The following is a 15246-nucleotide window of genomic DNA, read 5'->3' on the forward strand; positions in this document are numbered from 1 at the left end:
GCGGATAGAGAATATTCTCGACTAAGAGAAACAGTATATTCACTCTGTAAATAACAAAGGAATATTATTATCTATTCCTTTGTTACGAAAGAAATTACGAACCGATAGTTGAGCCTTCATCGCCCAGCATCTTCTGAACCAGCTCGACGCAGTCCAGAAAACGTTGATCGTAATCAGACGATGTGACATGGGTGAAGGCGATATTATTTTTCTCCATCATCTCAATCAGCATGGTTTGAAACTCGGCGCGATCCAGCGAGCTACCGAGACTGCGCAGGCCGTCGGCGACCCAGGGCGTATTATTCTCGAGCAGAATAACCAGGTCGAAACGGTATTCGTCCACCAGCGCCTGTACAAACGGATGCTCGCGGCCCTCGTATTTTTTGCAGAACGCCTGCGTGGTCAAAAAGTCAGTATCGATAAAGGCCACTTTATTGGCATATTTAACGGCAAAGTCAATATACTGTGCCTGACCCAACGCAATTTTGTCATAGTCGGAATACTGTAGCGCCATCTCGTCACCGCCAAGATGCGAGAAAATATATTCGCGACCGTATTCCCAGGCACTGGTAGTGTTAAAGATGTTGGCAAGCTTATTGACCAACGTCGACTTGCCGCTCGACTCCCCGCCCAGCACCGCCACGGTGCGCACGAAAAACGGCTTCACCTCAGTCGGGATATAGTCCCAGTAACGGAACGGGTCGCGGCGAATCTGCGATCCGCTGATCTTCATAAACGAACGTTTCGGATCGATAAGCACCGTATCAATGCCCAGATGCTCGCGATAACGCGGTGCATCGTTCTCTTCGCTGGAATAGATGGTGTTGGGGTGAATGCCTTTTTGCAGCATAAAGGCCGTAATCCCCTGACTCCACACGTCCCAGCCGTGCGGGTATGGCTCCATGCCTTCTTCGTTAAATGCATGAATATGAATATTTTTCTGATACTTGAAGGTTTGCAGCAGCCAGCGCAGACGATCGCTGAGCGTCGGCTGCTGTGACATTGAACTGTTCTCAAACAGCTCACGGTCACGCGGCTCATCATAGCCGAGGATGATGTGCAACTCATCGACCTGACTACAGGCTCGCTGAATCAAATAAATATGGCCGGTATGCAGCGGATAAAACTTGCCGAACACTACGCCAATCTTCTTCTCGCGACGAGGAAATTCCAGATCCAGAAAACGGTGCAACGCCTCCAGCTTTTGAGCACTGGGGCTTTTAATCTTGTCATTCAACAACTGGCTGAGATAACCCTTGGTCATTCCGCTGGCTTCAGCCACCTGCTGCAGCGTACATCCCTGTTGCTTAATCGCTGCCTTAAGATAATCAAACTGCGGCATAGCGGGTCCTTGTGTTGATTAGAGGTCGTCCAGAATTGCCAGAGCGTCGGCCAGTTTTTTAACGCCAAACACTTTCATTCCCTCAGGCACCTTCTTCGGCACGTTGGCGTGTGGCACGATAGCGCGCTTGAAGCCGTGCTTCGCGGCCTCGGTAATGCGCTCCTGACCGCTTGGCACCGGACGGATTTCTCCCGCCAGTCCCACCTCGCCAAACACCACCAGGTCCTGCGGCAAAGGTCTATCTCGCAGGCTCGATACCAGAGAGAGCAGCAGCGCAAGGTCGGCACTGGTCTCGGTGACTTTCACACCGCCCACCACGTTGACAAATACGTCCTGATCCGCCATCTGCAGGCCACCGTGACGATGCAGCACCGCCAGCAGAATCGCCAGTCGGTTCTGCTCAAGCCCCACCGCCACGCGCCGTGGATTGCCCATCATCGAATGGTCCACCAGCGCCTGAATCTCAACCAGCAGCGGTCGGGTTCCTTCCCACAGCACCATCACCGAGCTGCCCGAGGTTATCTCGTCACCGCGACTGAGGAAGATGGCCGATGGGTTATTCACTTCACGCAGCCCCTGTTCGGTCATGGCGAAAACGCCAAGCTCGTTGACCGCGCCAAAGCGGTTCTTGTGGCTGCGTAGGGTGCGGAATCGCGAATCGGCGTCACCGTCGAGCAGCACCGAACAGTCGATGCAGTGCTCAAGCACTTTCGGGCCGGCCAGCGAGCCGTCTTTAGTGACGTGGCCGACCATCACGATCGCCACGCCACGCGTTTTGGCATAGCGGGTCAGATAGGCCGCGCTTTCACGCACCTGCGCTACGGTCCCCGGTGAAGACTGGATATCCGCCATGTGCATCACCTGAATGGAGTCGATCACCATCAACTTCGGCTGCTCCTGATCGGCAATCAGGCAGATTTGCTCGATGCTGGTTTCTGACAGCATGTTCATGCTGGCGGTCGGCAGGCCGAGACGGTGCGCGCGCATCGCCACCTGCTGGAGCGACTCCTCGCCGGTGACGTACAGCGTCTTCATGTTTTCGCCAAGCTTGCAGAGAATTTGCAGCAGCAGCGTACTTTTACCGGCTCCGGGATTACCGCCGATAAGGATAGCACTGCCCGGCACCACGCCGCCCCCCAGTACGCGGTCAAACTCTTTGAAACCGGTGCTAAAGCGTGGGGTCTCGTCGAGGCTGATTTCCGACAGTTTCTGCACGCGGCTAACGCCCGCATCACCGGCATAGCCCGTGAGACGTTCGTTGCGTGCGACGGTAGGAGAAGCAGCCAAACGGACTTCGGTAATGGAGTTCCAGGCCTGACAGGCACTGCATTGCCCCTGCCAGCGCGGATAATCTGCGCCGCATTCATTACACACAAACGCGCGTTTTGCTGCTTTTGCCACAACATACCTCTTTTTTGGGGCGCAAACGCCCCGTTGTTCAAATTACGCTACGCTGCCGCTGAGAATGCAAAGCAGGCCAATCAGGTCGGCATGACGAATGCAAACTTCGGCCTGTTCGTAGACTTTCGGCTTGGCGTGGTAGGCGATACCCAACCCTGCGACCGACATCATCTTCAGATCATTAGCGCCGTCACCGATAGCCACGGTTTGCTCTTTCGGAATGCCGAGTTTTTCGGCCAGCGCCAGCAGCGTGTCGGCTTTATGCTGTGCGTCGACGATAGGGCCAATCACTTCACCGGTCAGCTTGCCGTCATAGATTTCCAGCTCGTTGGCCACGGCGGCAACCAGGTCCAGCTCGTCGCGAAGGTAGTTGGCGTAGTAGGTGAAGCCGCCGGAGGCGATGGCGACGTGCCAACCCAGTTCCTGCAGGCGGGCAACCATAACCCTGAGACCCGGCATGAAAGGCAGCGTTTCGCGCACTTTCAGCAGAATATTGGCATCGGCATCTTTCAGCGTGCCGACGCGCTGACGCAGACTGGCGGAAAAATCCAGCTCGCCGCGCATGGCGCGTTCGGTGACTTCAGCCACCTGCTCGCCGACGCCGGCCAGTTTGGCAATTTCATCGATGCATTCGATCTCGATTGCAGTAGAATCCATGTCCATGACCAGCAGGCCCGGGGTACGCATGTGCGGAACCTTACGCAGCGGAGTAATGTCGAATTCAAAGTTTTCAGCCAGCTCGAAAACGTCCGGCGTTAACGGACCGGCCAGGCGCACGACCTGATAGTCCTCGACCATCCAGGCACTGACGACCACTAACGCACGACCAAGGCGGCTCTGAAACTGACTGATGCTGATTTTATTGAGCTTTCTACTGTACAGGAGCCAGCCTGTGTGCCCTGCCCGGTAATCGAGCGGCATCACTTCGTCACCGCTGAGTGAAAGTGGAAGTCCCGGCCATTGGTGGATCTCGGAAGGAAGATCGCAATAGGTCAGACGGTTTGGCATGATTTCTCCTGTAAGAGCAAATAGCAGAGGGGCCGCGATAAAACGACGCATCAAGCTACCCTATCGCTAACGCTTCTGGCAACATTAAAGTCGTCGAATATCTTAAGGAAACAGAATGGCAGAGGCCAAACTGAAACTTCGCAGACACCGCACGGTTATTGTGCTGATTTGCTTAGCTTTATTAGTTCTATTGATGCAAGGTGCGTCCTATTTTAGCCTAGGCCACCAGTTAGCGCGATCTCAACAGGTCGAGCAGCTGACACAAACGCTCGCTCGCCAGGTGGCATTCTCTCTGGCTCCCCTGATGGACAGTCAGAATGATGGCGCGGATATCGCGCAGATTACCACCATTTTAAATCAACTTACCGATCACAGTCGCATACTTGATGCCAGCGTTTACCAACTCGATGGTTCGTTGATAGCCCATTCAGGTGAGACAGTGCCGGTGCGCGACAGGCTGGCGCTCGACGGTAAGCGCGCAGGCAGCTATTTCAACCACCAGATTGTACAACCTATTGGTGATAAGGACGGCCCGAGCGGGTTTCTGCGCATGACGCTCGACACCCACGTGCTGGCAACCGAGGCCAAGCAGGTCGATAACACCACCAACTTGCTGCGCCTGATGATGCTGCTAGCGCTGGCTATCGGCATTATTCTGGCCCGTACGCTGTTGCAGGGTCGACGCAGCCGCTGGGAACAGTCGCCGTTCCTGTTGACCGCCAGTACGCGCCTGAAGGAGCGCGATGAAGACGATGACCTGCCGGAGCATAACAATGAGCCGCTGGTGATTGCCATCGCCGAGGAGCGCATAGAGGATAAGCCGACCTTAACGCCGGAAGAAGAAGCCGAACTTGAGGCCGTACAGGCCGCCTACCGAAATTTGCAGCGCAGCCGCGAGCAGAAAGAAGAAGATAAGGACAAAGAGTAAGACGCAGGCAAGACGGTTAATCAATAGAAGCGGCAAGAGATAATCGCAGGGTTATCAATGAAAACGGAGGCTCTTGGGCCTCCGTTTTTTTATGCCTTCAATCCGCTGAAAGCTTAGGCTTTATCGCCCAGCAGTACGGATTCCAGCGCTATCTCAATCATGTCGTTAAAGGTTGTCTGACGCTCGGCCGCCGTGGTCTGCTCGCCGCTGCGAATGTGGTCAGAAACAGTACATATAGCCAGCGCCTTGGCACCAAACTCGGCAGCAACGCCGTAGATACCTGCTGCTTCCATCTCAACGCCCAGAATGCCGTATTTTTCCATCACGTCGAACATCTGCGGATCTGGGGTGTAGAACAGGTCAGCGGAGAAGATGTTGCCAACGCGAGCATTGATGCCTTTTGCCGCCGCCGCGTCTGCCGCATTGCGCACCATGTCGTAGTCGGCAATTGCCGCGTAGTCATGGTCTTTGAAACGCATACGGTTAACTTTAGAGTCGGTGCAGGCACCCATGCCGATCACCACGTCGCGCAGTTTTACGTCTTCACGCACTGCGCCACAGGAGCCTACACGGATGATTTTCTTCACGCCGAACTCGGTAATCAGCTCTTTGGCATAAATCGAGCAGGATGGGATGCCCATACCGTGGCCCATTACTGAAATTTTGCGGCCTTTGTAGGTGCCGGTAAAGCCCAGCATGCCGCGAACGTCGTTGACCTGCTTGATATCTTCCAGGAACGTTTCGGCAATATGTTTAGCGCGCAGCGGATCGCCAGGCATCAGGACTACGTCTGCGAAATCGCCCATTTCTGCATTAATGTGTGGCGTTGCCATAAATAACATTCCTTATAATCATGGGATATAAAATAGAAGTTTCGCAAAAAATCCGCCTTAAAGCATGGATTTTCCGTATTCCATTGGTGACAGGTCAAAGTAGCTGGCAACAGTTTGTCCGATATCGGCAAAGGTATCACGCGCGCCAAGGAAGCCGGGCTTCACTTTTGGACCATAGATCAATACCGGGATGTGCTCGCGAGTATGATCGGTGCCGCGCCAGGTAGGGTCACAGCCATGGTCAGCGGTCAGAATAATGATGTCATCTTCTTTGACCAGCTCCAGCAGTTCAGGCAGGCGGCGGTCAAAAAGCTCCAATGCAGCCGCATAACCCGGTACGTCGCGACGGTGGCCATAGGCTGAGTCAAAATCAACGAAGTTGGTGAAGACGATAGTCCGATCGCCAGCAGCCTTCATCTCTTTAACCGTAGCATCAAACAGTGCGTCCAGACCGGTGGCTTTGACTTTTTTGGTAATGCCGACGTGGGCATAAATATCGGCAATCTTACCGACGGAAACCACCTCGCCCTGCTTCTCGTCGACCAGCTTTTTCAGGATGGTCGGCGCAGGCGGTTCTACCGCGAGGTCGTGGCGGTTACCGGTACGCTCGAAGTGCCCGGCCTTGTCACCCACAAACGGACGCGCAATGACGCGGCCAATGTTGTAGCCGCCTTCGGTCAGCTCTTCACGAGCGATTTCACACAGCTCATACAGTCGGTCGAGGCCAAAAGTCTCTTCGTGACAGGCAATCTGGAATACCGAGTCAGCGGAGGTGTAGAAAATCGGCTTGCCGGTTTTCATGTGTTCTTCGCCCAGTGCGTCCAGCACAACGGTACCGGAAGAGTGGCAGTTACCGAGATACCCCGGTAGATTAGCGCGCTCAACCAGCTTGTCGAGCAGCTCCTGCGGGAAGCTGTTGGTCTCCTCTGAGAAGTAGCCCCAGTCAAACAATACCGGCACACCGGCGATTTCCCAGTGGCCTGACGGCGTATCTTTGCCGGAAGACAGTTCTTTGGCGTAGGCATACGCGCCGATTATCTCGGCATTAGCGTCCAACCCAGCCGGGAAATGGCCGCTTGAGGCTTCGGCGGCTTTCGCCAGACCTAACGCGGTCAGATTGGGTAAATGCAGCGGACCTTTACGGCCTACGTTGGCTTTGCCGCTGGCACAGGCCTCGGCGATGTGGCCCAGCGTGTCCGAACCCACGTCACCAAAGCGTTCGGCGTCTTCACTGGCGCCTATTCCAAATGAGTCCAACACCATGATAAATGTACGTTTCATTTTGCTCTCCTGCGCATTAATACGCGTTGCAAGCGGCAGCACGGCCGCCGCTTTTGGTGAATGGGTTAACCGGGCCAACGCCGTCAGCTAATACGGCGATAAACCACCGGCAGCGTCTCTGGCGCCTCGTCGCTCAACACGATGGCCGAACGTACCGCATCGGCAGCCTGTTGCCAGGCTTCTTCACTGTTGGCGTGGATCATTGCCAGAGGCTGCTGAGTATCAACCTGCTGGCCGAGGCGCGCCATATGGGTTAACCCAACGCTGTAATCGATAGCGTCGCTGGCACGGCGACGTCCGCCGCCAAGTGCCACAACGCTCATACCCAGGGCGCGGGTGTCCATTGAGGTAACAATCCCGGTCCTTTCTGAATACACCCTCTTGCTCAGGGTCGCCTGAGGCAGATAGCGGTCATAATTTTCTACAAAGTCTGTCGGACCTTTCTGCGCCGCCACCATTTTACCAAAGACTTCCGCTGCACGGCCGTTGTCGAGCACCGCCTGAAGTTTACGGCGAGCATCCGCGTCGTCCTGCGCTAATCCCGAGGAAAGCAGCATCTCGACGCTCAGCGCCATGGTCACCTCGAATAGACGCGGGCTACGGTATTCACCGGTCAGGAAGCGGACCGCTTCACGCACTTCTACCGCGTTGCCTGCGCTGGAGGCCAGCACCTGATTCATGTCGGTCAGCAGAGCGGTGGTTTTGCAACCTGCGCCGTTGGCGACGTCAACAATCGCCTGCGCCAGATCCTGCGACAGTTCGAAGGTCGGCATAAACGCGCCGGAGCCAACTTTAACGTCCATGACCAGCGCATCCAACCCCTCAGCCAGCTTCTTCGCCAGAATAGAGGCGGTGATCAGCGGAATCGAATCTACCGTCGCGGTGATATCGCGGGTCGCATAGAAGCGTTTGTCGGCAGGCGCCAGCGAGCTGGTCTGTCCTATAATCGCGATACCGACGTCCTGAATAATCTTTCTGAAGCGCTCATCGTCGGGGAAAATGTCGAATCCTGGAATACTCTCGAGTTTGTCGAGCGTACCGCCGGTGTGGCCCAGACCACGACCCGAAATCATCGGCACATAGCCACCGCAGGCGGCAACCATCGGCCCGAGCATCAGCGAGGTAACATCACCCACGCCGCCGGTAGAGTGCTTATCGACAATCGGCCCGTTAAGCGCCAGAGGCTTCCAGTTCAACACTGTGCCGGAATCGCGCATCGCCATAGTTAGCGCTACGCGTTCATCCATGTTCATATCATTGAAATAGATAGTCATTGCCAGCGCGGCAATTTGACCTTCAGAAACCTTGCTGTCGCGAACACCATTAATAAAGAAACGAATTTCTTCTTCACTTAACGGTTGTCCGTCACGTTTCTTGCGAATAATTTCCTGAGCCAGAAAGGTTTTTTGTACAGAAGCCACGTTCACACCCCAGTTTGGATACAGAGAGGACAGCACAATATCAGCAGTAAAAAACGAGGCATGCAGCAACGCGCCGCCGCCTCGCAGGGGTTATCAGTAGCCGCTGCCGGACTTCTGTCCCTGATGGCCCAGCGTGGTCAGCAGGCTCGCCAACAGGCTGGAGGCGCCAAAGCGGAAGTGGCGGGCATCGGCCCATTCACGGCCCAAAATATTGTCAGCCAGCGCCAGATACTGCGCGGCGTCTTCTGCGGTTTTCACGCCGCCGGCAGGTTTAAAACCAACGGACTCGGCAACGTTCATGTCTTTGATGACGTTCAGCATCAGCTCAGCGCTGCGCAGGGTCGCATTTTCAGGCACCTTGCCGGTTGAGGTCTTGATAAAGTCTGCCCCCGCCTTGATGGCAATCTCGGAAGCTTTGCGGATCAGTGATTCCTGCTTGAGCTCACCGGTTTCGACGATCACTTTCAGCAGAATGTTGGCGTCATGACAGGCCTCTGCGCACACTTTTACCAGCTCTGCACCCACCTGCTCGTTACCGGCTATCAAGGCACGGTAAGGGAAGACCACGTCGACTTCGTCTGCGCCGTAGGCAATCGCCGCGCGTGTCTCGGCCAGCGCAATCTCGATATCGTCATTGCCGTGCGGGAAGTTGGTCACGGTCGCAATGCGTACGTCCGGCGTGCCTTGCTCGCGCAGCGCTTTGCGCGCAACGGGAATAAACCGTGGATAGATACAGATAGCCGCCGTATTGCCCGCCGGGCTTTTAGCCTGCTGACACAGAGCAATCACCTTCGCGTCGGTATCGTCTTCGTTCAGGGTGGTTAAATCCATCAGATTCAGTGCGCGCTGCGCCGCTGCGAGTAAATCAGTCATAACACTCTCCAACAATTTTCAATTCTGACAGGCCGTCAAAACTGGGCACACAGCCGGGACAATCCGTCACCTGTTGGGATAATTTGAACAGGTTTACGCCATTTATGGTGTGCAGTATTTCACACAAAATGAAATTTGATTGCAACGTTACTCAAAAAAATGAGATTCACATCACGTTATAGCCGTATACCCACCTTCGGGCATAGAGTAAAAGTGTATACCCGAATCATGACAATCGCTGATGCGGGTAACGCGCTTCTTGAGAGGATTTTACCCCACCGCGACATGTTATTTAAATAACATTTTTAGGAGAGACTACGGCAAAAATCACAAATTAGAGTTATAAAAGGCCAATATTGCCGAGTGTAAATGTTATTTAAATAACATCACATCATTGAGGGGGGACATTAAGATTAAAGAGACGACGGGTATTTTCGCGCAGCGCCTGAGCAATCTCTTCTGGCGATTCATTACGAAGTTCGCACAGCACGGTAAAGACTCTGGCCGCCCGCTCGGGTCGGTTCGGCTCTCCCTGAAAGCCCTGTAACGGCATATCCGGTGCATCGGTCTCCAGCAACAGCGATGAAAGCGGTAGCCTGGCCATCACCTGACGGGTTTTATGCGCCCGCTCATAGGTGATAGTCCCACCGACGCCTATCGAGAAACCAAGGCGCACGAAGGCTTCGGCCTGCGACAGGCTGCCGGCAAAACCATGCACCACGCCCGTTGCCGGGAGTGCGGCTTTACGCAGCATGGCGGCAAGGGGGTCATGGGTGCGCCGCGAATGAAGGATAATCGGCAGGTTGTACTGCTTCGCCAACTTGAACTGCGCCCGCAGGAAACGCTGCTGTTTATCAAACATCGGCGTTTCCATATAAAGGTCTAATCCGGTTTCGCCCAGGGCGACGACCTTTTCATTCTGTGCAGATAAACGTTGGTCCAGCTTCTCAAGGCAGGCTTCGCTGTGCGAGGCGATACAGATAGGGTGCAACCCCAATGCGGCAAAAACCTGAGGATGTTTTTCGGCTAGCGCCTCGATGCGGGCAAAATGTGCTGACTCGACCGCCGGCACAATCAATTGGTTAACGCCCGCTTCGGCAGCCATTTGCAGACTCTGAACTTCGTTACCGCTGAAGGGAGGGAAATCAAAATGGCAGTGAGTGTCTATCAATCCCGGCTTCACAGCTTGTCTCCTTCTCCCTCAGTCTTTGGCCGCTCGACGGAAATCTCAGAAGCTGATTTTCTGACTGCGAGCGCGCTGATGGCGGTTGAAATATCGTCCTTAAAAGCATTAACCGCTTGCAGGAAAGGACTCTCGCTACCGCTATCAGACAGCGCAATTGGGTCAGCAAGGCGGGCATCGGCCACGGCAGTATCAGGAATAATCAGGTCAGACTGATTTGCAGCCGCCACCGGGCTAACCGGCAATTCAATCTCAGGCGAGACAATCGGTGGCACGACTATCTGCGGTCTTCTCGGACGCGGAGTCATGATCGGCAGCGGCTGGTCATTTTCACGCTGCATGAGCCAGTGCGAGGCAATCGACAAGAAATAGCGCGCGCAGCGGCGTCCGAGGTGATAATCCTGGTTCAGAGCCGGTAAGCGACTGCCCAGCGCATGACTGGCCAACGGCTTCGGCGGGAAGATTTCAAAGATACGCAGGTTGCCAGGGGGGTTCTCGATAAACTGCTGAATACGGTGATAGCTCTTTTCATGATGCTGCACCATGTGCACCAGCTGTTGCAGGCTGCTCTCGCTCAGCCACTGCTCCATACGTTTCATCCACTGCGGCGTATAGAACATCGCGGAAGGCACGGTGCGGATAACCACAATCGTGTCGGCGCCGCGACGGTAGGCTTCCTCAACGGGAATCGCATCGCTAATGCCGCCATCCTGATAGCTGATACCGTCGAGGTCCACGCCCATGCGGTAGAAACCCGGAATCGCGCTCGAGGCCTTAATCACCGGCAGCCAGCTGTCGCGGGTGGGGGCAAAATAGTTGGGCTCATAGTCGTCACTGCGACAGGCACACATCAGGAATTCCCGGCCATCAATCAGCAGCTTTTCGGCGGTGTCTATCGCCAGCGGCATGGTTTTAGAAATAGTATCAATGTACCAATCGAGATCGATAAGGTGTCCACCGCGCACAAATCGCAGAGGATTGAAGAAATTAGGGCTGGTGGTGTAGCGCGTGATGACTCGCCGTGCGTAGCCTGGCTGACCGCATATATACGCTGAAAGGTTTTGAGCACCGGCAGAACTGCCGATCAGGAGATCAAATGGATTGAAGCCTGCACGCTGAAATTCATCCAGCACACCCGCTGTGAAGATGCCTCGTTGCCCGCCGCCTTCACAAACCAACGCGATTTTACCCGGCATGTAGGGTTTATAGGCCAGGGGCTCAATGTTACCCAGCGTGACCGGTATTCTGTATCCCAACGAAGACTCCTCAAAAATCACTTCTTTGTGATGAGCATACTCCGTCTTTTACCGATCCGTCACTTTCTTGCAAAATCCCGGAGATTAAATCGTTACTTCCTGTAAATCAGGTGCAGTTTCCATCATGGATACGGCATGGGAAATAACGCTTATGAATAACATCAGGCTCTTCCATTACGTCCCTGCGCCTTAACGAGGTTATTCCTTTTAATCTCCGGGAAATATCAGATAAATATCAGTTTATCCTTTAGTCTTCACAGCGTCATAAACGCTTACGACCGGTAAACAGGCTCACCAGGAACAGGATGATACCGACTACGAAGACCACTTTTGCAGCCCAGGCCGCTGTACCTGCCAGTCCACCGAAACCAAGAGCTGCCGCGATTAACGCGATGATAAGAAATATAATACCCCAACGAAACATAAGCTTCTCCTTACCCTATTTAAAATATTCGTACGTCACTCGGTTAACAAATGCGTCCTGAATAACGGCTATTACTGTAGATACTTAATAAGATGTACAGTATTAAAGATAGCTTGAAAAAAACAAAACGGATGAAAACTCAGTGATTTTTCAGGTAAAAAAATCGTTAATCGTTCTATTTTATTCAGTACTCGTGGTTCCAAAAATTTCTACTAATAAGCCGCTGACCTTTCTAATTAACAATAAGAACTGTCAGGGTTGTTGCCCACCGTGGGGCAGGCAACGCGTTCAGAGGGATTAAGGCTGAACTTTCAGGTCGTTTTTGACACTCTTCACGCCGCTAACGGTCTTGGCAACGCTTTCAGCGCGGTCAGACTGAGCCTGATCTTTTACCGTACCTGACAGCTGAACGACGCCATCGGTAGTCTCAACTTTCACCATGCGTGATGGCACGATGTCATCGGCCAGCAGTTTGGCTTTTACGGAGGTCGTGGTGGCGGTGTCGCCCGCATAGCCTTTCACTGACTGAGTCTTGCTGTCTTTAGTATGCAATTTGTCGCTGACGGATTTAACGCCTTCAACTTTGGTGGCTACCGCGACAGCTTGTTCCGCTTCTGCCTGAGAGCCGACGAAACCGCTCAGTGTCACGACGCCATTGTCTGTTTTAACTGAAATGTCGGTGCTTTTGATTGCTTTATCGTCTACCAAAGCGCTTTTAACTTTTGCTGTGGTGGCGCTATCGCCCATGTAGCCATCAACTTTCTTCATGGAGCTATCGATTTTTGCACCCGCAGAATTCATCGTGCTTTCAGCGGTTGCAGCCAGTGCACTACCGCTCATCAGGGCGGTACCCAGAACAACGGCCATCATTGAGTATGCAAAATTAGACTTTTTCATCGATTTCTTCCTTAACAGTTTGGGAGCCCAAAAATTTAGGACTCTGTACACCACATGGTCGTGGCGACTTAAATTCATTACTGTGACACTTCACTGTGAATTCTAATAAATCAGCACAAGTCTCTACTTAGAATCCCGAGGCCAGCGTTTAAACCTGCCTTTCGTTGTGCGTTTATTTAATATAGCCGACCATGAACAAAACTGTAGTAAGAATGGCTAATTAACCTGTAATACAGATAAGTCCGAGCATTTTAGGCCATTATAGGCGAAAAAACCGACAAAAATGTGCAAAGTAATTTCACAATGAAACTAATATTCAGAAAAAAATCATAAAAAAAGACGGCTCTTGCGCCGTCTTTTAGGAGAAATTTGAAACGCTGAAAACGCGTGCGGCAGATTAATGCTCGCGCGTTTTGCGGAAATCAACCTCAGGATAACGCTCTTTGGTGATATTGAGGTTAACCATCGTAGGTGCGATATAAGTCAGGTTGTCCCCACCGTCCAGCGCCAGGTTAAACTCACACTTACGCTTAAAGTCTTCGAATTTCTTCACGTCTGAGCATTCAACCCAACGTGCGGTAGAAACGTTGACCGACTCGTAAATCGCCTCAACGTTGTATTCGCTCTTCAGACGCGCCACGACAACTTCAAACTGCAGCACACCCACCGCTCCCACGATCAGGTCGTTGTTGATAAGCGGACGGAACACCTGCACCGCACCCTCTTCCGACAGCTGAACCAGACCTTTAAGTAACTGCTTTTGCTTCAACGGGTCACGCAGACGGATACGGCGGAACAGCTCTGGCGCAAAGTTAGGGATACCGGTGAACTTCATGTTTTCACCCTGAGTAAAGGTATCGCCAATCTGAATCGTGCCGTGGTTGTGCAGACCGATGATATCGCCCGGGTAAGCTTCCTCAACGTGAGAACGGTCGCCGGCCATAAAGGTCAGCGCGTCGGAAATCACCACGTCTTTACCGGTACGAACCTGGCGCAGCTTCATGCCTTTTTCGTATTTACCGGACACCACGCGCATAAAGGCTACGCGGTCGCGGTGTTTCGGGTCCATGTTGGCCTGAATCTTGAACACAAAACCAGTGAACTTCTCGTCAGCGGCAACGACTTCGCGCACGTCGGTTTTGCGCGGCATTGGCGCAGGCGCCCACTCGACCAGACCGTCGAGCATATGGTCTACGCCGAAGTTACCCAGCGCGGTACCGAAGAACACCGGCGTCAGGTCACCGCTCAGGAAGGCTTCATGGTCGAACTCGTGAGAAGCGCCCTGCACCAGGTCTAGCTCGTCACGCAGCTGCGCTGCCAGCTCTTCGCCGATAGCCGCATCGAGGTCGGGATTGTTCAATCCTTTAACGATACGAACTTCCTGAATGGTGTGGCCTTTACCGGTCTGATAAAGATAGGTTTCATCTTTATAGAGGTGGTAAACCCCTTTAAACAGTTTGCCGCAGCCGATAGGCCAGGTAATTGGCGAACAGGCGATTTTAAGCTCGCGCTCCACTTCGTCCATGACTTCCATCGGGTCACGGATGTCGCGGTCAAGCTTGTTCATAAAGGTCAGGATCGGCGTATCGCGCAGACGGGTCACTTCCATCAGCTTACGGGTACGATCCTCAACGCCCTTCGCGGCGTCGATTACCATCAGGCAGCAGTCAACCGCGGTCAGCGTACGGTAGGTATCTTCGGAGAAGTCCTCGTGCCCCGGGGTATCGAGCAGGTTAACCAGCGCATTACGGTAAGGGAACTGCATCACGGAAGTGGTAATCGAGATACCACGCTGTTTTTCCATCTCCATCCAGTCGGACTTGGCGTGGTTGTTAGAGCCACGGCCTTTTACCGTACCGGCGGTCTGAATAGCCTGTCCGAATAACAGTACTTTTTCAGTGATGGTAGTTTTACCCGCATCGGGGTGCGAGATAATGGCGAAGGTGCGACGTTTGGCGACTTCGAGGGCGTATTCACTAGGAGACATGTTTTTCCACGTTTCTGCGGTTGTCCGCCCTGCATCGGTATTGATTTTAGCCAGAACGGCATCAGGCAAAGCGGTAATAAAAGTTATAGCCGGCTATTTTCTATGATTTGGCAGGGATAGACAATCAATGCTTTTACATTCGCTTCCGTAACAGCGAAAAAGGAGGTTGAGGGAGGCGGCTTAAATGGGCGAAAATTGGTCTTATTTCTCGCAATTTTCAATAAAACGTGACCTGAATCACATATTAATTTTGCATAACTTTACGGCTTGCATTAAAAATACCCGTCCCATCACAAAACTGGTCCGTTCCTTTCTGGATAATCGGCCAATAAAAGTTGTACGGCATGACTCGGCAGCCTGTGCTGCTGTTATCTGAACTCTTTTTTAGCGTTTTTTTTAACCTCTTATACAT

At 53.2% G+C, this 15246-nt stretch carries 13 protein-coding genes; 1 reads left to right on the forward strand and 12 read right to left on the reverse strand.

Annotated elements, in window-relative coordinates:
• Window positions 1–94: 94 nt before the first annotated feature.
• The 3 genes from nadR to serB are packed head-to-tail and all read right to left on the reverse strand — an operon-like array spanning window position 95 to window position 3751.
• On the reverse strand, window positions 95–1342 hold the full coding sequence (gene nadR / locus O1V65_RS16125; protein WP_017493285.1) for a multifunctional transcriptional regulator/nicotinamide-nucleotide adenylyltransferase/ribosylnicotinamide kinase NadR: 1248 nt from the start codon (window positions 1340–1342) through the stop codon (window positions 95–97).
• A gap of 18 nt (window positions 1343–1360) precedes the next feature.
• Window positions 1361–2743 (reverse strand): DNA repair protein RadA, encoded by a 1383-nt coding sequence (radA, locus tag O1V65_RS16130; RefSeq protein WP_017493284.1) that lies wholly within the window; start codon window positions 2741–2743, stop codon window positions 1361–1363.
• Window positions 2744–2785: 42 nt separating this feature from the next.
• Window positions 2786–3751, reverse strand: coding sequence for a phosphoserine phosphatase (serB, locus tag O1V65_RS16135; protein ID WP_084911689.1), 966 nt, complete (start codon window positions 3749–3751; stop codon window positions 2786–2788).
• 115 nt (window positions 3752–3866) lie between these two features.
• On the opposite strand from serB, the gene O1V65_RS16140 reads away from it, so the two are divergent.
• Complete coding sequence (locus O1V65_RS16140) at window positions 3867–4679, forward strand: YtjB family periplasmic protein (protein WP_017493282.1); 813 nt, start codon at window positions 3867–3869, stop codon at window positions 4677–4679.
• A 113-nt stretch (window positions 4680–4792) separates the two neighbouring features.
• Here O1V65_RS16140 and deoD read toward each other — a convergent pair whose 3' ends face one another.
• The 9 genes from deoD to prfC form a co-directional block, all read right to left on the reverse strand.
• Window positions 4793–5512 carry a purine-nucleoside phosphorylase gene (gene deoD, locus O1V65_RS16145; protein ID WP_017493281.1) on the reverse strand — a complete coding sequence of 240 codons (720 nt, stop codon included), beginning with the start codon at window positions 5510–5512 and terminating at the stop codon, window positions 4793–4795.
• 57 nt (window positions 5513–5569) lie between these two features.
• Window positions 5570–6793: a phosphopentomutase gene (gene deoB / locus O1V65_RS16150; protein WP_084911768.1), complete on the reverse strand. Its 1224-nt coding sequence runs from the start codon at window positions 6791–6793 to the stop codon at window positions 5570–5572.
• 83 nt (window positions 6794–6876) lie between these two features.
• Complete coding sequence (gene deoA / locus O1V65_RS16155; RefSeq protein ID WP_026110723.1) at window positions 6877–8214, reverse strand: thymidine phosphorylase; 1338 nt, start codon at window positions 8212–8214, stop codon at window positions 6877–6879.
• 93 nt (window positions 8215–8307) lie between these two features.
• Window positions 8308–9087 (reverse strand): deoxyribose-phosphate aldolase, encoded by a 780-nt coding sequence (gene deoC / locus O1V65_RS16160; protein WP_084911687.1) that lies wholly within the window; start codon window positions 9085–9087, stop codon window positions 8308–8310.
• A 391-nt stretch (window positions 9088–9478) separates the two neighbouring features.
• Window positions 9479–10270, reverse strand: coding sequence for a metal-dependent hydrolase (locus O1V65_RS16165; RefSeq protein ID WP_017493277.1), 792 nt, complete (start codon window positions 10268–10270; stop codon window positions 9479–9481).
• Window positions 10267–11526, reverse strand: coding sequence for a patatin-like phospholipase family protein (locus tag O1V65_RS16170; RefSeq protein WP_017493276.1), 1260 nt, complete (start codon window positions 11524–11526; stop codon window positions 10267–10269). The genes O1V65_RS16165 and O1V65_RS16170 overlap by 4 nt, the downstream gene beginning before the upstream one ends.
• A 262-nt stretch (window positions 11527–11788) precedes the next feature.
• Complete coding sequence (locus O1V65_RS16175; protein WP_017493275.1) at window positions 11789–11950, reverse strand: DUF1328 domain-containing protein; 162 nt, start codon at window positions 11948–11950, stop codon at window positions 11789–11791.
• Window positions 11951–12247: 297 nt separating this feature from the next.
• Complete coding sequence (gene osmY, locus O1V65_RS16180; protein ID WP_017493274.1) at window positions 12248–12847, reverse strand: molecular chaperone OsmY; 600 nt, start codon at window positions 12845–12847, stop codon at window positions 12248–12250.
• Window positions 12848–13244: 397 nt separating this feature from the next.
• Window positions 13245–14834, reverse strand: coding sequence for a peptide chain release factor 3 (gene prfC / locus O1V65_RS16185; protein ID WP_017493273.1), 1590 nt, complete (start codon window positions 14832–14834; stop codon window positions 13245–13247).
• Between the last annotated feature and the right edge of the window lie 412 nt (window positions 14835–15246).

Origin of the sequence: Rouxiella badensis, assembly GCF_026967515.2 — a bacterium.
Taxonomy (GTDB): domain Bacteria; phylum Pseudomonadota; class Gammaproteobacteria; order Enterobacterales; family Enterobacteriaceae; genus Rouxiella; species Rouxiella badensis.